Genomic DNA, 21,540 nt, shown 5'->3' on the forward strand with positions numbered 1-21,540 from the left:
CTCTTTTGCTACAAAACAACAGAGGAGCCAACTGAATTATTCAGTATTTGGCCCTCTGAAATTTCAAAATGTACTAACAAATCACCCATAGTTAGTTCGTTAACTGCAACTCCTTATACGCTTTGTCGGGAATAATGTCATAACGGCTAAAACTCATTGAGAATAGTCCATCTCCACCGGTCATTGACTTAAGCCGAGTTGAATAGTCTCCTACATTTGCCAGCGGCGCCTCCATACCAACCTCCACCCTGAATAGTCGATTTTCTCCTGAGTAGCAAAGGTGATTTTTTTTACGATTTTGCCTACTCTAATTAAACATCATCTTTATAATTTATTTTTTTAGTGAACTTTTTTAAAAGCTATGACTCTCATTAAATAGCAGAACGAAAACGCTAACGCCGTTAGCAACATGTTAATTCAAGCGATTACATACAGCCGTCAACCGCTTAAAATCCCATCAAACAAGCCAATTTCAACCAGCCAGTCAAAAAAGTATAAATCACTACGTAAAAGAATTAGTACAATATAATTATCTCCCACAAAAAAACACACTAAAAGTATCAGCTTTAAAGTCAAACAATTAAAAACACTAACAAAACAGATAGATACAGTACGAAAAACCGCATACTTAATATCGTATACAAATAATATAATTCCCACCTCGACAAACATCGCGAAACTAAAGACCAACAAAAACATATTATACAGCACAAAACACCATCAAGAGGCCAGATGGCAAACAATAAAACCACCAGCAACATTAATATATTTCACTAATACATTGCCAATTACCAACCAAAGTATTACAAAAAGAGACCAAGCGGTTAACGTGTTGTTGCAATTTGTATCAACGCTTTATTTAAGGGAATTATTATGTTTTTGAACTCTAAACTAGCAAGCTCAGTAAAACTGGCTATATCAGTAGGCTTAACAGCCTCACTGGCAATGCCTGCTTTTGCTGAAGAAGAAACAACAGAAGAACAAATAGAAAGAGTTGCAGTTACCGGATCTCGAATAGCAAAAGCTGAACTTACTCAACCAGCTCCTGTTGTTAGCCTTTCTGCAGAAGAATTAGCCAAATTTGGTAATTCAGACATTGCAAGTGTCTTGGCGGAACTGCCTTCAATTGGTGCAACAAATACCATCATTGGTAACAATAATAGTAACGAAAGTGCTGGTGTTAGTTCTGCAGATTTACGTCGACTGGGCGCGAACAGAACATTAGTATTAGTTAACGGTAAGCGTCATGTGGCTGGTGAGCCCGGTTCAGCTCAAGTTGATTTATCAACAATCCCTACAAGTATGGTCTCACGAATAGAAATTGTTACTGGTGGTGCATCAGCAATTTACGGTTCTGATGCTGTATCAGGTGTGATAAACATTATTCTTAAAGACAATTTTGAAGGCTTTGAGTTCAATGCACGCACAAGCGGTTCACTTGAAGGTGTTGGCACTCAGGATCATTCTTTTGATGTACTGGGTGGTGCAAACGTTGCCGATGGACGTGGTAATGTAACTTTCTACGCTGGTTATGAGCGAACAAAAGAAGTGATGTCTACGGAAATCCGTCAGTTCGATGCATGGGGAACAATCGCAAACCCAGAAAATGGTGGTGAAGAAGACGGTATTCCAGATAGACTTCGTGTTCCACGCGTTTATTCAGAAATGATCAATGATACCGGTGTTATCAATGCGTTTGGTGCCGGCATTGGTCGCTCAACATTTGACCAAAACGGTAACCCTATTGCCCAAGCAGAACGAGATGGTAGCAACAGTTTTGCATTTGGTAATTTCCCTGACGGCTGTGATACTTGTTTCGATGGCGAAGCTTATGAAAACTATATTCCAGCAGTAGAAAGAATCAACGTCGGCTCTACGTTTAACTACGACTTTACCGATGAGATTCAATTCTATACTGATTTTAGATATGTAAAGTCAGATATTAAACAACAATTCCAACCATCATTCCGTTTTGGTAACGTAAGCATCAACGTTCAAGATAATGCATTCTTGAATGAAGACTTACGCCAATCGTTATTAGCTGGTGGTCAAACTGATGCAACATTTGCTAAGTTCTTCGATGAGCTAGGTAACCGCTCTGCAGAAAACAGTCGTGAACTTTTCCGTTATGTCGGTGGTTTCAAAGGTGGCTTCGAGATAAGCGAGTCTATTTTCGATTACGACCTTTACTATATATATGGTGAAACAAATAACCGTCGTAAGACGCTAAATGACCTAATTCCAGATAATTTTGTTGCTGCACTTGACTCGGTTATCGATCCTGATACTGGTTTAGCTGCATGTCGTTCACAAGTACCAAGTGCACAAGGTGATGATTATACTGACCCTGCATCAGTTAATGGCGGCGACTGTGTCGCGTACAACCCTTTCGGCCTAGGCCAAGCTTCTGCTGAAGCGCGCGACTGGGTCTCTGCTGATGTAACTCGTGAAGATAAAATTACTCAACAAGTGATCGGTGGTACTTTAGCTGGTGACTCTGAAGAGTTATTTGAGCTTCAAGGTGGTCCAGTAGCTATGGTAGTTGGTTTTGAATACCGTGAAGAAACATCAGGTTCAACAACTGATGAATTCACCAAAGCGGGCTTCCTAACTAACGCCCCAACACCAGATTCATACGGCGAATATGATGTTAGCGAATACTTTGTCGAATTGAACTTACCTATTCTTAAAGATCTACCTTTTGCACATGAATTTAGTTTAGACGGTGCTTACCGTAAAGCAGACTATTCACATGCTGGTAAAACAGAAGCATGGAAAGTAGGTATGTTTTATGCGCCATTAGAGCAAGTTTCTATCCGTGGTACGATTGGTGAAGCTGTTCGTGCACCAAACATTGCTGAAGCATTCAGCCCTCGCTCACCAGGCTTCGGTCGAGTTTCTGATCCATGTGATGCAGATAACATTAATGACGATCCAGATCGCCCTGCAAACTGTGCTGCACTAGGTATGCCACCTGGATTCCAAGCTAATGATAACGTAAGTGTTGACACCATCTCTGGTGGTAACCCTGACCTTAAGCCAGAGTCATCAACGTCATACACTGCTGGTATAGTCTGGACACCTACATTTGCTGATAGTCTTTCATTTACTGTCGATTATTATGACATTGAAATTGAAGATGCCATCATCTCTGTACTTACACAGACAGTTGCTGATAACTGTGTTGATGCAACTGGCGCTCCAGACCCAGACTTCTGTGGTCAAGTTGATCGTAACCCGACAACCTTTGACATCGAACTTGTTCGTTCTGGTTACCTAAACGCAGCGGCAATTTACACTAGTGGTATTGAGTTCCAAGGTGCTTATGAACTAGACCTTGCTACTTTCGATATGCCAGGTGAGTTCCGCTTTAACCTTCTTGCTAACCAACTACTTAAATTAGAGCGCCTTGAGTTCCAAAATCGCCCTGATGAAGTAAATGATGAAAAAGGTGAAGTTGGCGACCCTGAGCTGCAATTCCGCTTCGGTATGGATTATCGTCTAGACGATCTAACTGTAAGTTGGAATACTCGTTATATTGATAATGTTGTGACTTATGATGTGTCTGAAAATGGTGGTTCTCTAGAAGATCTATCACCAGGAACTATCGGTTCTATGACAACTCACGATCTAAGTGCGACTTACTATATCTCTGAAAATGTAATGATTAATGGTGGTGTGCGTAACTTGTTTGACGCCCTACCTCCAGGGTACACAGCTAATGCAATGTATGACCTAGTTGGTCGTCGCGCATTCTTTGGTCTTAAAGTAATGATGTAACCTTGCAATAAAGTAAATATCTAAAATGCAATCTTTGAAAAAAGGTTGCATTTTTTTTGACTAAACTCAGCACACTAAATTACGATTATCGCGAACTTATACCTATTGTTTAAACGCTTCCCTCCTTAGCATCAAATCTGTTAACAATTCACTTTCATAATAAATATTTGACCTAGATCACGCTTTACTTTGCCAACGTTAGTTACTACACAAAATAACACTTTAGCTTACACTTGTTCACTGAATCTGGTCATATCAGCGTTTATTAAGTCCCAGGTGATTGTATTGCTCTAAAAGCTGATGTAGTCTGCACATCCATTGGCCAAAATATACTAGGTTAATTACCAGAAACATTGAACTCCCGCGAAGTTCATTAGTCATAAAAACGTAATTAAGTCCCAGTAGATTATTAACGGAAACCCGCTAAATAGATGGCAGAGCAAGTTAACACAAGCTTAAATTCGGCAACAAGCAATCCGAATAAGTGTACGCAAAGCGCTACAGAAGCTCGGCACAGCAATGCCACCACGACTCCCGAGATGCGTCGATTTATCCAAGAATCGGACCTCAGTGTGAGTCAACTTTCTAAAGTGCTGAATATCAGCGAAGCCACTGTACGCAAATGGCGCAAGCGCAATTCGATAGAAAATAGCCCAAATACACCACATCACCTCAATACCACGCTAACGCCGCTGCAAGAATATGTCGTCGTCGGTTTGAGGTACCAACTGAAAATGCCACTCGATAGATTACTGACCGCAACGCAGAAATTTATTAACCCCAATGTGTCACGCTCAGGCTTAGCTCGTTGCTTAAAACGCTATGGCGTTTCACGTGTTAGCGATATTGAAAGCCCTAACGTACCGATGCGTTATTTTAACCAACTACCGATAACCCAAGGTAGTGATGTACAAACCTACACACTGCACTATGAAACACTGGCACAAACCTTGGCGTTGCCAAGCACAGATGCAGACAATGTGGTTCAGGTGGTTTCATTGACGATCCCACCGCAGTTAACCGATGAGCAACCCAGTTCAATCCTGCTTGGTATTGACCCCCATAGTGACTGGATATATCTCGACATCTATCAAGACGGTAATACCCAAGCAACCAACAGATACATGGCCTATGTGCTTAAACATGGGCCGTTTCACTTACGAAAGTTACTCGTCAGTAACTATCACAGTTTTATACAGCGCTTTCCTGGTGCGACGCAAAATCGCCGTACCTCTACAGACAAGCCTAAAACAAACAACAAGACGCCTGAATGCCAGGCATCCACTGGAGACTCATAATGAGCCAGACCTCTAAACCTGAACAATCATCAGCATCAGAGCAAGCACAAGACTCGCAAGCTGATACACGCTTAAATAAACGTTTAAAAGATATGCCTGTCGCCATAGTCGGCATGGCAAGCATCTTTGCGAACTCGCGTTATCTCAACAAATTTTGGGATCTTATTAGCGAGAAAATTGATGCCATCACTGAGCTACCTGCCACTCACTGGCAGAAAGAAGATTACTTTGATACGAACAAAAGCACCCCAGATAAAAGCTACTGTAAACGCGGCGGTTTTTTACCTGATGTAGACTTCAACCCAATGGAGTTTGGCCTGCCGCCAAATATCTTAGAGCTGACTGATTCATCGCAGCTGCTCTCTTTGATCGTTGCAAAAGAAGTCTTAGCTGATGCTAACCTGCCTGAAGGTTATGACCGTGACAAAATCGGAATTACCTTAGGTGTCGGCGGCGGTCAGAAGATCAGCCACAGCTTAACGGCTCGTCTACAGTACCCTGTACTTAAGAAGGTTTTTGCCAATAGCGGTATTAGCGACGAAGACAGCGAGATGTTGATCAAAAAGTTCCAAGATCAATACGTGCATTGGGAAGAAAACTCATTCCCTGGTTCATTGGGTAACGTTATTGCCGGTCGTATCGCCAATCGTTTTGATTTCGGCGGCATGAACTGTGTAGTTGATGCGGCTTGTGCAGGTTCCTTAGCGGCAATGCGCATGGCACTAAGTGAGCTGGTTGAAGGTCGTTCAGAGATGATGATCACTGGCGGTGTTTGTACTGATAACTCGCCATCTATGTACATGAGCTTCTCTAAGACACCCGCATTCACTACCAATGAAACCATCCAGCCATTTGATATCGACTCAAAGGGAATGATGATTGGTGAAGGTATCGGCATGATCGCATTGAAGCGTCTTGAAGATGCCGAGCGTGATGGCGACAGAATTTACTCGGTCATTAAAGGTATTGGTTCATCATCAGATGGTAAGTTCAAATCAATCTATGCGCCTCGCCCTGAAGGCCAAGCCAAAGCACTCAACCGTGCCTATGACGATGCTGGTTTTGCGCCGCACACTCTAGGTCTGATTGAAGCCCATGGTACCGGTACTGCCGCAGGTGATGCTGCAGAATTTGCCGGTCTTTGCTCAGTGTTTAGCGATGGTAACGACACCAAACAGCACATTGCGCTAGGTTCAGTTAAATCACAAATTGGCCACACTAAATCTACCGCGGGTACTGCTGGACTGATTAAAGCAGCATTAGCGTTACACCATAAGGTATTGCCGGCAACGATTAACGTCAGCCAGCCGAGTCCGAAGCTTGATATAGAGAACTCACCGTTCTATCTCAATACAGAAACGCGTCCTTGGTTACCTCGCGTAGACGGCACACCGCGCCGCGCAGGTATTAGCTCATTTGGTTTTGGTGGCACTAACTTCCACTTTGTACTGGAAGAGTACAATGCAGAGCATAGCCGCGAAGATAGCGAGAAAGCTAAGTATCGTCAGCGTCAAGTTGCACAAAGCTTCCTTGTTAGCGCTGCAAACAAAGATGCACTTATTAAAGAATTAAATACCTTAGCTGCTGCAAGTTCTGCTGCTGAGTTTAACCTTAAAGATGCCGCTGCAAATTACGCAGTACGTGAATTAGCCACTGATGCACCGCGTATTGGTCTCGTTGCCAATAGCGCAGCAGAACTGGCAAGTTTCATCAAACAAGCGCTATCGAAGTTAACCGCAAGCGACGATACTCAATGGCAACTGCCAGGTGGCATTAGCTACCGCGCTGCGGCGATTGAAGGCAAAGTGGCAGCATTATTCACAGGCCAAGGTTCGCAGTATCTTAATATGGGACGAGATCTTGCCTGTTACTACCCAGAGATGCGTCAACAACTGGTCACAGCAGATAAAGTATTTGCCGCCAATGACAAAACACCTTTGTCGCAAACGCTATATCCAAAACCTGTATTTAATAAAGATGATGTCAAAGCACAAGAAGCTGTGCTGACTAACACCGCTAATGCACAGAGTGCTATCGGTGCCATCTCTATGGGGCAATATGCGCTATTTACCGCAGCAGGCTTTAATGCCGATATGGTTGCAGGTCACAGCTTTGGTGAGTTAAGTGCGTTATGCGCTGCAGGTGTTATTTCAACAGATGACTACTACAAACTCGCCTTTGCCCGTGGCGATGCCATGGCAACCAAAGCGAAAACTAAAGACGGTCAAGATGCTGATTGTGGCGCTATGTTTGCGGTTATCCATAAAGCAGAGGATTTGAGCACACTTGAAAGCACTATCGCTAAATTTGATGGTGTTAAAGTGGCTAACTACAACGCACCGACTCAGTCGGTCATAGCCGGCCCAACAGCTAGCACTACAGATGCAGCTAAAGCATTAAGCGACCTAGGTTATAAAGCGATCAATCTACCAGTGTCTGGTGCATTCCACACTGAGCTAGTTGGCCACGCTCAAGCACCATTCGCCAAAGCGATTGACGGCGCGAAGTTTACTAAACCTAGCCGTGCACTCTATTCCAACGCTAGCGGCGCGCTATATGAAAGCACTGCAGCCAAGGTTAAGGCCTCGTTCAAGAAACATATGCTGCAATCAGTTCGTTTCACCGCTCAGCTAGAAGCGATGTTTGACGCTGGCGCTCGCGTATTTGTTGAGTTTGGTCCGAAGAATATTTTGCAAAAATTAGTGCAAGGTACCTTAGCAAGCAAACTTAATGAGCTCAGCGTTATCTCTATCAACCCAAGCCCTAAAGGCGACAGCGACTTGCAACTTAAGCAAGCAGCTCTGCAGCTAGCCGTTGCAGGTGTGAAGCTTGATAATATCGACCCATACCAAGCCGATATTGCCGCGCCTGCGAAACGCTCACCAATGAGCCTAACGCTAAATGCTGCCAACCATATTAGCCCTGCGACACGCGCTAAAATGGCTAAGTCATTAGCCACTGGCGCAGTGAAGAGCGCTACTATCATCGAAGAAAGAATCGTTGAAAAGGTGGTAGAGAAAGTCGTTGAAGTAGAAAAAATTGTTGAAGTGCCAACCATCATTGAAAAAGAAGTTGAAAAGATCGTGGAGATTGCCGTACCAATGTCTAATGAACATGTAGTGTCTACTGCCCCAGTTCAAAATAATTTCGTTGCTTCAAATGCAAGCGCTCCAAGTGTAAGCGTTAGCACTGATGCCTTAAGTCAGTTCTTTGCTGCACAGCAACAAGCGGCCGAGTTACATCAGCAGTTCCTCAGCATCCCACAGCAATATGGTGAAACTTTCACTACCTTGATGGCTGAACAAACAAAACTTGCAGGCGCAGGTGTTGCATTACCTGAAAGCTTACAGCGCTCTATGGAGCAGTTCCACCAGCTTCAAGCGCAAACCGTTCAAAGCCATACTCAGTTTTTAGAGATGCAAGCTGGCAATAACAATGCTGCGCTAAACATGCTTAATGGTACTGCTACAGTGATCACCGCACAGCCATTACAAGCAACAGTGCAGAGACCTCAGCAAGTCGTTCAACAGGCCACAGTTTCAGCACCAGTAGTTTCTGCACCAGCAGTGTCAGCGCCTGCAGTAACAACTCCAGCAACGCCTGTTGCGGTTGCTCCAGTTGTTAACAATACTCCGGCGCCAGTTCAACATGCCGTTGCAACACACATTCAAGCTGTTGCTAAAGCGGCTGAAGCTGCACCGGTAGTCGTTGCGCCGTCATCAGCACCAGCTGTGCCCGTGAGCAATAGCGCAGCAGCTGTTCTTAGCGCCGAGAAGGTTCAAGCAACCATGCTTGAAGTGGTCGCTGAGAAAACTGGCTACCCTACAGAGATGCTAGAACTTGAAATGGACATGGAAGCCGATTTAGGTATCGACTCTATCAAGCGAGTAGAAATTCTCGGTACAGTGCAAGATGAGCTTCCAGGTCTACCTGAGCTTAGCCCTGAAGATTTGGCCGAGTGTCGTACACTGGGCGAAATCGTTAGCTACATGAACAGCAAACTATCTACAAATACCGCCGCAGGCGCTGCTAATACAGTTGCCGCTGAAGGCTCACTCTCTGCACAAAAAGTCCAAGCGACTATGATGTCAGTGGTTGCAGAAAAGACCGGCTACCCAACAGAGATGTTAGAGCTTGAGATGGATATGGAAGCCGATTTAGGCATCGATTCTATCAAGCGTGTAGAAATTCTTGGTACTGTTCAAGATGAGCTTCCAGGTCTACCTGAGCTGAGCCCTGAAGATTTGGCTGAGTGTCGTACTTTGGGTGAAATCGTTAGCTACATGAACAGCAAGCTCTCTACAAATGACGCTGATGGCTCTGCTAATGTAAGTGCTACAGCGCCAGTTGCTTCAGCTTCTAATGGCCTATCAGCCGAAAAAGTCCAAGCTACCATGATGTCAGTGGTCGCAGAAAAGACTGGCTACCCAACAGAGATGTTAGAGCTTGAAATGGATATGGAAGCCGATTTAGGTATCGACTCTATCAAGCGTGTAGAAATACTTGGTACTGTTCAAGATGAACTTCCAGGTCTACCTGAACTTAATCCTGAAGATTTAGCTGAATGTCGCACACTAGGCGAGATCGTTAGCTATATGAACAGCAAGCTCTCTACTAATACAACTGCCGCCGCAGGCGCTGCTGACGTTTCATCTGCAGGTGCAGCGCCTCAAGTTGCTACTGCCGAGACAGCCCTGAGCGCGCAAAAAGTACAAGCCACTATGATGTCAGTAGTCGCTGACAAAACCGGTTACCCAACAGAGATGCTAGAACTAAGCATGGACATGGAAGCCGATTTAGGTATCGACTCTATCAAGCGTGTTGAGATCTTAGGTACTGTGCAAGATGAGCTTCCAGGCCTGCCTGAGCTTAATCCTGAAGATTTAGCTGAGTGTCGAACTCTAGGCGAGATCGTTAGCTACATGAACAGCAAGCTCGCTACTAATACAAGTGCAGCTGAAGGCTCTACTAATACCAGCGCCGCTGCGCCAACGACTAATGGTCTGAGCGCGCAAAAAGTACAAGCCACCATGATGTCAGTGGTTGCTGACAAAACCGGTTACCCAACAGAGATGCTTGAGCTAAGCATGGACATGGAAGCCGACCTTGGTATCGACTCTATCAAGCGAGTCGAAATTCTAGGTACTGTGCAAGATGAGCTTCCAGGTCTGCCTGAGCTAAACCCTGAAGACTTGGCAGAGTGCCGCACTTTGGGTGAAATCGTTAGCTACATGAACAGCAAACTCTCTACAACTGCCGCCGCAGGCGCTGCTGACGTTTCATCTGCAGGTGCAACGCCTCAAGTTGCTACTGCCGAGACAGCCCTGAGCGCGCAAAAGGTGCAAGGCACTATGATGTCAGTGGTCGCTGAGAAGACCGGTTACCCAACAGAGATGCTTGAGCTAAGCATGGACATGGAAGCCGATTTAGGTATCGACTCCATCAAGCGAGTGGAAATTCTTGGCACTGTGCAAGATGAGTTGCCGGGTTTACCTGAGTTAAATCCAGAAGACTTGGCAGAATGTCGCACACTAGGCGAAATCGTTGCATACATGAACGCTAAACTGGCCAATGCTAGCAATGCAGCAACGGCTGTCATCGCTGACGCAGTTAAATCAGTCGCTGACACAGTAACATCTTCTCTTGAGCTTCCTCCTCATAGCGAGGTAGCGCTAAAAAAGCTTAATGCGGCGGATCAAATTGTTGATTGCTTCGCCGCAGACGCAACTGTCGTGATCACAGATGATGGTCATAACGCAGGCGTACTTGCTGAGAAACTATCAAAACAAGCCCTTAAAGTCGCGGTAGTTCGCCTACCAAAAGGCGCAGCTCAATCACCGCTCAATAGTGATATCGCGAGCTTCCAAGCAGATAGCCTTGATGAAGCTGGGATCAACGCGGTTATCGCTAAAATTGAGCTGCAACTAGGCGTAATTAGTGGCTTTATCCACCTGCAACCACAAGATGATAACAATAGCGTAAATGATGCGATTAACTTAAGTAGTGATAGTTTCACTCACGTTAGCCAAGCATTCCTTTGGGCTAAGCTGTTGCAGCCAAAGCTAAACGTAACAAATGATAAGCGTCGCAGCTTTATCAGCGTTAGCCGTATCGATGGTGGTTTTGGTTACTTAGACACTAAACAGCTGCAAGATGCTGAGCTAAACCAAGCAGCATTAGCAGGATTAACCAAAACACTGAGCCATGAATGGCCAACGGTTTTTTGTCGCGCGTTAGACGTTGCACCAAGTTTAGACGCAACTCACTTAGCCGATGCGATTGCTAACGAGCTATTCGATAGCGTGGTTAACCTGCCAGAAGTGGGTGTTGCTCTCGATGCGAAAGGCAACGTTGCACGTTCAACCTTGATTGCGGCAGATGCGAGCAATAAACATACTGCAGCTGAACTCAATAGCGCAGATAACATACTGGTGACCGGCGGTGCAAAAGGGGTGACCTTTGAATGTGCCCTAGCACTTGCTAAGCGCACTCAGTCGCATTTCATCCTTGCGGGGCGCAGTGAACTACAAGCGATTCCAGCTTGGGCGACGGGCAAACAGGTTAGCGAGCTTAAACCTGCTGCTATTGCACACATTATCTCTACAGGCAGCAAGCCGACACCTAAACAGGTAGAAGCCCTAGTCTGGACAGTGAAGAGCTCTATCGAGATTAATACTGCCCTAGCAGCATTTAATCAAGTGGGCGCAAGCGCCGAGTATGTCAGCATGGATGTGACCGATACTGCCGCAATTACTGCAGCACTAAACGGTCGCTCAGCTGAGATAACCGGCCTTATCCACGGCGCTGGCGTACTGGCTGACAAGCATATTCAAGACAAAACTCTTGAAGAACTTGCCCGGGTTTATGGCACTAAGGTCAACGGCCTAAAAGCACTGCTTGCAGCACTTGAGCCGAGTAAAGTTAAATTGTTAGCAATGTTCTCGTCTGCTGCAGGATTTTACGGTAATACCGGACAGAGCGATTACGCCATGTCTAACGACATTCTAAACAAGGCTGCATTGCAATTCACTGCACGTCACCCACAAGCTAAAGTCATGAGCTTTAACTGGGGTCCTTGGGATGGTGGCATGGTTACCGATGCGCTGAAGAAAATGTTTACCGAGCGCGGTGTATACGTCATCCCACTAAAAGCAGGAGCAGAACTTTTTGCCACTCAGCTATTAAGTGAAACGGGTGCACAACTGCTTATTGGTACATCAATGCAAGGTGGAACAGACACTCAAGAGGCTGCATCTGTAAAAAAGCTTAATGCGGGAGAAGTGCAAAGCGCACTGATCCCGCTAGCACCACTGTCTTTAACAAGAGCCTTAGATCCTAATGCAATGGTCTTTATTCAAGACCACCGCATTAGCGGTAACCCTGTGCTGCCCACTGTATGCGCTATACAGTGGATGCGCGAAGCTGCCAGTGAGATGCTTGGGGCTCAAGTTAGAGTGGTTGATTATAAGCTACTGAAAGGGATCATCTTCGACAGCAGTGATGTTCAAGAGATGACACTAACGCTAACGCCAAGCGGAAACGATCAAATGATTGCGTTAATCAGCAGTCAAGGACGTCCGCAATATAAAGCGACTTTAGCCCGCGCAGAAAGCGTTAATAATACGCCATCAAAGGTATTTAGCGATCTGGGTAAAGCGGTGACCACAGCTGCTGAGCTTTATAGCAACGGCACCCTGTTCCATGGGCCACGTTTGCAAGGCATACAGCAGGTGTTCAATTTTGATGATACGGGCCTGATTGCTAAGTGCCAGTTGCCACAGGTCAGTGATACTGATTGCGGTCAGTTTGTTGCAAGCAGCCATCTTGGTGGCAGCCAGCCCTTTGCTGAAGATTTGCTACTGCAAGCGATGCTCGTATGGGCAAGACTTAAGTACGGCGCCGCAAGCTTGCCATCAACTATCGGTGAGTTTAACTCTCACAAGCCGCTGGCATTTGGTGACAAGGCGATACTTGCGCTAGAGGTGGTTAAGACAAGTGCTCGCTCACTTGAAGCTAACGTTGCGCTTTACCATGAAAATGGTGAACTAAGTGCAATGATGAAAGGGGCGAAAGTCACTATCAGTAAGAACCTCAATAGTGCTTTCTTAAATGAAGCTGCCGTGAGTGACAAAGATAAAGCCTTGAGCACTGGAGAGCAGCCATAATGGCCAATTTGACTGCCAGTGCTACTCGCTCAAGCGATCAGGTTATCAAGAGTGAGATGCCACTGCGCATCGCACTCTTGGTGCTGCCTGCTCCACTAGACTTAAGCGGCAATACTGAACAAACATCAGAGCTTATTTCTGTGCTATTGCCTGAGTTACATAGCTCAAAGTTATTACAGACATCAGAGCTTGTCTCCATCAAAGTCGACGACTTTGAAACTAACTTAACCGCCACTATCGATGCGATAGAACAAGGCAAAATAGTGCAAATTTATACAGCGACCAGTTCGCTGTTAATGATGCATGCACTTAAAGCTGCGCAAAATAGGGTTCACCCCCACGCTCAGCTTGCAGCAATGCAGATAAGTTCATTGACTCAGTCTGCGTCAACAGTGCTTGCAGACTCATGCATGAATAATGCATTGAGCCAAGCCAAGCGTCAGTTTGACAGTGTCAGTAAACGTATCGATTTGCCCCAGCTTGATAGCACGCAGCAGTTTAATGCCGTGTGTGAACTGATTAAAGATCTCGCCTCTCGTACCCATCACAGAACGCCTGATTCGATTAGTGCTAAACAAGCTGCAAGTCACTACTGGTTTACAGAGCACCATCAAGCACGTGTGATGGCTATTAATTTAACTAATACAGTAGAAAATACAGTAAAAAGTACTGCAACAAACACGACAAGCTGCATCAGCTTCATCGTTTCTCAAGGTACTGGCTTTATCGCAGCCAAGTCGATTATTGATAGCAAACGATTACAGTTTATTGTCAGTGCAAATAGTGAAGCTGGATTGCTTAACCAGCTTAGCAAAATAGAATCTAAGCTCATTACAGAAGCTGATTCAGTACTGACGCTTATGCGCGACAACCTTATCGCTTATGAAAAGCAGCATAGTGATAAAGCAGTAATCAATAAATACGCTATTACCCTGCAGGCAAGCTCAGTTGAAGCCATGCTGCAAGAGCTTAAAGCCATGGCCGATGCTCTGCCTAAGATCATCAGTGAACAAGGTCAGTACCGTACCCCAGCAGGGAGCTACTTTACCGCTAATGCTTTAGGCACCGTCGAGCAAAATGGTTTAGCGTTTGTTTACCCTGGAGTGGGTACAGTCTATAGCGATATGTTCAGCCAGTTGCACCGATATTTTCCTTCTCTCTATGCCAAGCTTGAGCGAGAAGGTGATTTAAAGTCGATGCTTCAAGCAGACACTATCTACCATTTAGACACTAAAGTGACGCCAGCTATGCCCCTTGGCGATCTAGCTATTGCAGGTGTGGGGAGCAGCTACTTGCTGACTCAATTACTGGTTAACGCATTTAATGTCACCCCACGTTTCGCGCTCGGTTACTCCATGGGCGAAGCATCAATGTGGGCCAGTCTTGGTGTATGGAGCGATCCACACGCCTTAATTGAAAAGACTAAGACGGACCCGCTCTTTACCAGTGCGATTTCTGGCAAGCTAACGGCGGTTCGTCAAGCTTGGCAGCTTGATAACACCAGTCCTGATATCGTGTGGAATAGCTTCGTTGTACGCTCTGATGCGAAAACTATTGAAGCACTTCTGCCTGAGTTTCCACGCGCTTACCTTGCCATAGTTCAAGGCGATACCTGCGTGATTGCAGGTTGTGAAATCCAGTGCCGCGAATTATTAGCACGAATGAAGAAACGCGGCATTGCTGCCAATAGAGTCACTGCAATGCACACTGCTCCCGCAATGGAAGAACATAGCAATGTAGAGCAGTTTTACATACAACCGCTACTCGAATCACTGCCTACTGATATCAAGTTTATTAGTGCCGCCTCTGGTGACAGCACGGTTTCAAACGCGACAGCGGGCCTAGACGGCCAAATTATTGCGCGTTCCATTGCCGATACCTTCTGCAATACCTTAGACTTTACAGCGCTTATCCATAGCGCTCAAAAGCAAGGCGCGACATTATTTGTCGAGCTGGGTGCAGATAGACAAAACTGCACACTTATCGACAAAATTGCCAAACAAGACCGTCAATGTGGCAGCAAGTCTTCAGACTTTCCATGTTGTACTGTGCCAACAAATGCCAAAGGCGGTGACGATATCACCACTTTACTCAAGGCATTAGGCCAGCTCATTAGTCATCGAGTTCCGCTGTCAGTCACTCCACTTATCGATGGATTACATCGTGAAATAGCACTGGCTCATTTAGCCGCTAGCGCGAAAAAGATTGAGAGTGAACAGCAGCCAAACCTAACATTACAAGGGGAAGTCTAATGTCTTCTTCAGACAAAACACCGCTAAACACAGCAACCGGCTCTAAACAGAGCAAGATCGCTATTGTGGGTTTAGCGACACTGTACCCAGATGCTAACAGCCCACAGCAATTTTGGCAGAACTTACTCGAAAAACGAGATTCTCGTAGCACCTTGACCGATAAAAAACTCGGCGCCAACAGTGTCGATTATCAGGGTATACAGGGAGAGTCTGACCGTTTCTATTGCGATAAAGGCGGTTACATTGAAAACTTCAGCTTTGATCCATCAGGCTATAAGCTCGCAGCAAATAGCCTTGAAAGTTTAGACAACAGCTTTCTATGGGCACTCGATACTAGCCGCAAAGCACTAGCGGATGCGGGTATTGCACTTAACAATGACGATTTGCTTGCGCGAACTGGCGTAATAATGGGTGCGCTATCTTTTCCAACCGAGCGCTCCAACGACCTGTTCTTGCCTATTTATCACAGTGCGGTAGAAAAAGCGTTGCAAGATAAGCTTGGCAGCCAAAACTTCAAGTTAAGCGCCACGAATGCAGCGAGCCCGCGGGCGACTAACGACTCCAGCTTAGATACTGCTAATGGCGCCATAGCCCACAACACCTCTAAAGTGGTTGCCGATGCGCTTGGACTTGGCAGTGCTCAGCTAAGCCTCGACGCTGCTTGTGCAAGCTCAGTTTACTCACTTAAACTTGCCTGTGATTACTTGAGCACTGGCAAAGCCGATGTGATGCTTGCAGGCGCGGTATCAGGTGCTGACCCATTCTTTATCAACATGGGATTCTCTATCTTCCACGCTTACCCCGATCATGGTGTATCTGTGCCATTTGATGGTAACAGTAAGGGCTTATTTGCCGGTGAAGGTGCGGGTGTATTAGTCCTTAAGCGCCTTGAAGATGCTGAGCGCGATAATGACAAAATCTATGCAGTGGTCAGCGGTGTCGGCTTATCCAATGATGGCAAAGGCCAGTTTGTATTAAGTCCAAACCCTAAAGGTCAGGTCAAAGCTTTTGAGCGTGCTTATGCCGCTAGTGACATAGAACCTAAAGATATTGAAGTGATTGAGTGTCACGCAACCGGCACACCACTGGGTGACAAAATTGAACTCACCTCAATGGAAACCTTTTTTGAAGATAAACTGCAAGATAGCAGTGCTCCGCTTATCGGCTCAGCTAAATCAAACTTAGGTCATCTGCTCACCGCTGCTGGCATGCCAGGGATCATGAAGATGATCTTTGCCATGAAAGAGGGTCTATTGCCACCGAGCATTAATATCAGCGACGCGATCTCCTCACCGAATCAGTTATTTGGTCAAGCGACCATGCCAAACTTAGTACAAGGCTGGCCTGATAAACCCTCTAATAATCATTTTGGCGTAAAAACTCGCCACGCTGGCGTGTCTGTATTTGGCTTTGGCGGTTGTAATGCTCATCTATTGCTTGAGTCCTACACACAAAAATCGGCACCAACCCAATCCCAAAGTTCAGCGGTCACAGCAGCAACACCTGCACCATTGAAAATAGTTGGCCTCAGTTCGCACTTTGGACCTTTAAGTACCATTAACCAACTCGACAGTGCCATTGCTAATAACAGTGATGCATTTATTGAGCTGCCAGAAAAGCGCTGGAAAGGCTTAGAGAAACACCCTGAGTTACTGGCACAGTTTGGTCTTAACGCTGCGCCGAAAGGGGCTTACGTTGATAACTTTGAGCTCGATTTCTTACGCTTTAAACTGCCACCAAACGAAGACGATCGCTTGATTTCACAGCAACTGATGCTGATGCGCGTCACCGATGAAGCGATTCGTGATGCCAAGCTACAAGCGGGTCAAAAGGTGGCTGTGCTAGTGGCGATGGAAACAGAGCTTGAGCTGCATCAGTTCCGCGGCCGAGTAAACTTGCATACTCAGCTGCAACAAAGCTTAGCTGCGTTAGGCGTTAACCTAAGTGATGATGAATACCAAGCACTTGAAGCTATCGCCATGGACAGCGTACTAGACGCTGCCAAGCTCAATCAATACACCAGCTTTATTGGCAACATTATGGCATCACGTGTGTCATCTCTATGGGACTTTAATGGCCCAGCCTTTACCATATCGGCGGCAGAGCAATCGGTCAGTCGCTGTATTGATGTCGCCCAAAACCTTATTGCCGAAGACAACCTTGATGCTGTCGTGATTGCCGCAGTCGACTTATCAGGCAGCTTTGAACAGGTTATCTTAAAGAACAACATCGCCCCAGTCGCCATGACACCAACGGGTAATGCTACTGCACAAGCTAACTGGAACGTTGGTGAAGGCGCTGGTGCAGTCGTGTTAGTCAAAGATGAAAGCACATCAGGGCGCGCATACGGGCAGATTGATGCGCTGGCATTTGGCCATGCACTGCAACTGCCGCAAGTGACCGATAAACTACTGACACAAACTGCAACCAACAACGCCAGCATCAATGTTGTTGAAACCAATGTCGCACCAGGCAGCTTAACCACAAACGTGACATTAAGTGACAGCTTTGAGAACGCCGTTGCCACCAGCGCCGATAATCGTATCGGCCACTGCTTTGCAGCTGCAGGTATGGCAAGTTTACTCCATGGATTATTGAGTGCATCTCGCAACGCAGCAGCAAGTAACAAAGCGCTGATCACCAATGTGAGTGAAAACCAAGCTTCTCAATTATTGATTAGCCAAAGCCAGAGCGAGCAGCAAGCATTGGCTGCACGCCTAGCCAATGAGCTTAAATCGGACGCAAAACATCAGTTAGTAAAGCAAGTCACCTTAGGTGGTCGCGATATCTACCAACATATCTACGACACACCGCTAGCGAGCTTGGCTGCAATTAAGAACAAACTGGCGAATGGGGCAGTATCCACCCTGCCCCAACAACCACACAAACCAATGGTAGTTAGAGCGCAACAGACAGCTCAGCTTTCAACCTTACCTATGAGTGCTGTAAATGCTGCCGCTATAGACACGGCAACAGTTGCGACTCAAACGCTCAGCACTCAAACATTAGGCACTTCAACGATGACGACTCAAGAAAAACCGACTCATAACAAAGCAGTGGTCAGCACTGCAATTGATGTATCTGCCGGCGACTTAGCTGCATTCCAACAAAATCAGCAGCTCGCCCAGCAAGCACATCATGCATTTCTTAAGAGCCGCTCTGCAGGTATGCAAGTTGCTGACGCCTTGTTAAAACAACAACTTGCTCAAGCAACAGGCCAAACTGTAGCATCACAAACGGTCACAGCAACCGCGCCAGTAGCCGTTGCTCAAGTCGCACCTATTGCAGCGCCAGTTAATGTTATCGCTCCCGATCACGCCAACGTGCCACCTTATATCGCGCCAACGCCAGCACTGAAGCCTTGTATCTGGAACTACGCCGACTTAGTGGAATACGCAGAGGGCGACATTGCTAATGTATTTGGCAGCGATTACGCGATAATCGATAGCTACTCGCGTCGCGTTCGCCTACCAACCACTGACTACCTGTTAGTATCTCGTGTCACTAAACTTGATGCGACTATGAACGAGTTTAAGCCTTGTTCAATGACCACTGAATATGACATCCCAGTCGATGCGCCTTATTTGGTTGATGGTCAGATCCCGTGGGCGGTTGCGGTTGAATCAGGTCAATGTGACTTGATGTTGATCAGCTACTTAGGTATTGATTTTGAAAACAAAGGTGAACGAGTTTATCGTCTACTAGATTGTACCCTCACCTTCTTGGGCGATCTGCCTCGTGGCGGTGATACCCTGCGTTACGATATTAAGATCAACAACTATGCCCGTAACGGAGAAACTTTGTTGTTCTTCTTCTCTTACGAGTGTTTTGTTGGCGACACCATGATCCTTAAAATGGACGGTGGTTGTGCAGGCTTCTTCACTGATGAAGAACTGGCCGACGGTAAAGGGGTTATTCGCACTGAAGACGAAATTAAAGCCCGCAGCTTAGCGGTGAAGAAAACCTTTAATCCGCTACTTGATTGCCCTAAAACCAGCTTTAGCTACCCTGAAATCCACAAGCTATTAACGGCAGATATCGAAGGTTGTTTTGGCGCGAGCCATAAGGGTAATGCTCAACCATCACTTTGCTTCGCATCAGAGAAATTCTTGATGATTGAGCAGGTAAGTAAAGTTGAGCGCAATGGTGGCACATGGGGCTTAGGCTTGATTGAGGGTCATAAGCAACTTGAAGCTAACCATTGGTACTTCCCTTGTCACTTCCAAGGTGATCAGGTGATGGCAGGCTCATTAATGGCTGAAGGTTGTGGTCAGTTACTGCAGTTCTATATGCTGCACCTTGGTATGCACACCCAAACTAACAATGGTCGGTTCCAGCCACTTGAAAATGCTTCACAGCAAGTACGTTGTCGTGGTCAAGTATTGCCGCAATCTGGTGTATTGACTTACCGCATGGAAGTCACTGAAATTGGCTTTAATCCGCAGCCTTATGCCAAAGCGAATATTGATATTTTGCTTAACGGCAAAGCCGTGGTGGATTTCCAAAACTTAGGTGTGATGATCAAAGAGGAAGATGAGTGTACTCGTTACCCGCATCTTACGACAAACACTGAGCAAGCATCTGCTACGGCAGGCCATCACGCATCTGTTAAAAGTGCGCCTGCAGCGTCTAGTAATAATGCGCCTGCGGCGTCTCGCAATAAAGACTACCAAGCTGCATCGGTTAATGCTCCATTGATGGCGCAAATCCCCGACCTGACTAAAGCGCCTAACAAAGGTGTGATCCCAATTTCACACGTTGAAGCCCCCATCACACCAGACTATCCAAACCGTGTACCCGATACAGTGCCATTTACGCCGTATCACATGTTTGAATTTGCCACGGGTAATATTGAAAACTGCTTCGGCCCTGAGTTCTCTATCTATCGCGGCATGATCCCACCACGTACTCCGTGTGGCGATCTGCAAGTGACTACCCGTGTTATCGAAGTGAACGGTAAGCGCGGCGACTTTAAAAAGCCATCATCATGTATCGCTGAATATGAAGTGCCGACAGATGCTTGGTATTTTGATAAAAACAGCCACCAAGCAGTAATGCCTTACTCCATTTTGATGGAGATTTCACTGCAGCCAAATGGCTTTATCTCAGGCTACATGGGTACAACTCTAGGCTTCCCTGGGCTTGAACTGTTTTTCCGTAACTTAGATGGTAGCGGTGAGCTACTACGTGAAGTCGATTTGCGCGGCAAGACTATTCGCAATGACTCGCGATTACTATCTACAGTGATGGCAGGCACTAACATCATTCAGAGCTTTAGCTTCGAGTTAAGCACCGATGGTGAGCCTTTCTACCGCGGCAGCGCAGTGTTTGGTTACTTTAAAGGTGACGCACTAAAAGACCAACTCGGTCTTGATAACGGTAAAGTGACTCAACCTTGGCACGTCGCTAACGGTGTTGCACCGACAACCACAGTTAACCTGCTGGATAAGCACTGTCGTCATTTCAATGCCCCAGCAAGTCAACCACACTACCGCCTAGCGGGTGGCCAGCTTAACTTTATCGACAGTGTTGAAATTGTTGATAATGGCGGCACAGAGGGCTTAGGTTACCTGTACGCCGAGCGCACTATTGACCCTAGTGATTGGTTCTTCCAGTTCCATTTCCATCAAGATCCGGTCATGCCAGGCTCTCTAGGTGTTGAAGCGATTATCGAAACGATGCAGACTTATGCTATCAGTAAAGATCTAGGCGCTGGATTTAACAATCCTAAGTTCGGTCAAATACTCTCGAACATCAAGTGGAAGTACCGTGGTCAGATCAACCCATTGAACAAGCAGATGTCGATGGATGTCAGTATCACCTCTGTTAAAGATGAAAATGGCAAGAAAGTGATCACCGGTAATGCAAGCCTAAGTAAAGATGGTCTGCGCATATACGAAGTGTTTGATATTGCAATTTCTATCGAAGAATCTGTTTAAATCTGAGTGAATGACTGGCTATTTTACTCAATTTCTGTGTCAAAAGTGCTCACCTATTAGCATAGGCTGCGCGCTTTTTCCTAGAAATTGAGCAAAAGTATCTGCG

6 protein-coding genes are annotated in these 21,540 nt (G+C 46.1%); 5 read left to right on the forward strand and 1 reads right to left on the reverse strand.

The genetic code is table 11. The features are described from left to right. Positions 1 to 91: 91 nt before the first annotated feature. Complete coding sequence (locus K5R16_RS09965; protein ID WP_259649826.1) at positions 92 to 247, reverse strand: hypothetical protein; 156 nt, start codon at positions 245 to 247, stop codon at positions 92 to 94. A gap of 626 nt (positions 248 to 873) precedes the next feature. On the opposite strand from K5R16_RS09965, the gene K5R16_RS09970 reads away from it, so the two are divergent. From K5R16_RS09970 to pfaC, 5 genes are all read left to right on the forward strand, one after another. Further along, positions 874 to 3,780, forward strand: coding sequence for a TonB-dependent receptor domain-containing protein (locus K5R16_RS09970; protein WP_220737408.1), 2,907 nt, complete (start codon positions 874 to 876; stop codon positions 3,778 to 3,780). A gap of 431 nt (positions 3,781 to 4,211) precedes the next feature. Next, the gene (locus tag K5R16_RS09975; protein ID WP_220737409.1) at positions 4,212 to 5,078 is read left to right on the forward strand and encodes a helix-turn-helix domain-containing protein; all 867 of its coding nucleotides are present in this window, start codon (positions 4,212 to 4,214) and stop codon (positions 5,076 to 5,078) included. Further along, positions 5,078 to 13,243, forward strand: a complete 8,166-nt coding sequence (locus K5R16_RS09980; protein WP_220737410.1) for a type I polyketide synthase — start codon at positions 5,078 to 5,080, stop codon at positions 13,241 to 13,243. Before K5R16_RS09975 ends, K5R16_RS09980 begins: the two co-directional genes overlap by 1 nt. Next, positions 13,243 to 15,495: a PfaB family protein gene (locus K5R16_RS09985; RefSeq protein WP_220737411.1), complete on the forward strand. Its 2,253-nt coding sequence runs from the start codon at positions 13,243 to 13,245 to the stop codon at positions 15,493 to 15,495. Before K5R16_RS09980 ends, K5R16_RS09985 begins: the two co-directional genes overlap by 1 nt. Then, positions 15,495 to 21,434 (forward strand): beta-ketoacyl synthase N-terminal-like domain-containing protein, encoded by a 5,940-nt coding sequence (gene pfaC, locus K5R16_RS09990; protein WP_220737412.1) that lies wholly within the window; start codon positions 15,495 to 15,497, stop codon positions 21,432 to 21,434. The genes K5R16_RS09985 and pfaC overlap by 1 nt, the downstream gene beginning before the upstream one ends. Positions 21,435 to 21,540 lie beyond the last annotated feature (106 nt).

This window comes from Shewanella sp. c952, from assembly GCF_019654975.1.
In the GTDB taxonomy this organism is placed as follows: Bacteria; Pseudomonadota; Gammaproteobacteria; order Enterobacterales; family Shewanellaceae; genus Shewanella.

What these genes read in the sequence shown, in the direction of transcription:
- K5R16_RS09970 (WP_220737408.1), top strand. Translation starts at nt 874, where the DNA reads ATGTTTTTGAACTCTAAACTAGCAAGCTCAGTAAAACTGGCTATATCA.
- K5R16_RS09975 (WP_220737409.1), top strand. Translation starts at nt 4,212, where the DNA reads ATGGCAGAGCAAGTTAACACAAGCTTAAATTCGGCAACAAGCAATCCG.
- K5R16_RS09980 (WP_220737410.1), top strand. Translation starts at nt 5,078, where the DNA reads ATGAGCCAGACCTCTAAACCTGAACAATCATCAGCATCAGAGCAAGCA.
- K5R16_RS09985 (WP_220737411.1), top strand. Translation starts at nt 13,243, where the DNA reads ATGGCCAATTTGACTGCCAGTGCTACTCGCTCAAGCGATCAGGTTATC.
- pfaC (WP_220737412.1), top strand. Translation starts at nt 15,495, where the DNA reads ATGTCTTCTTCAGACAAAACACCGCTAAACACAGCAACCGGCTCTAAA.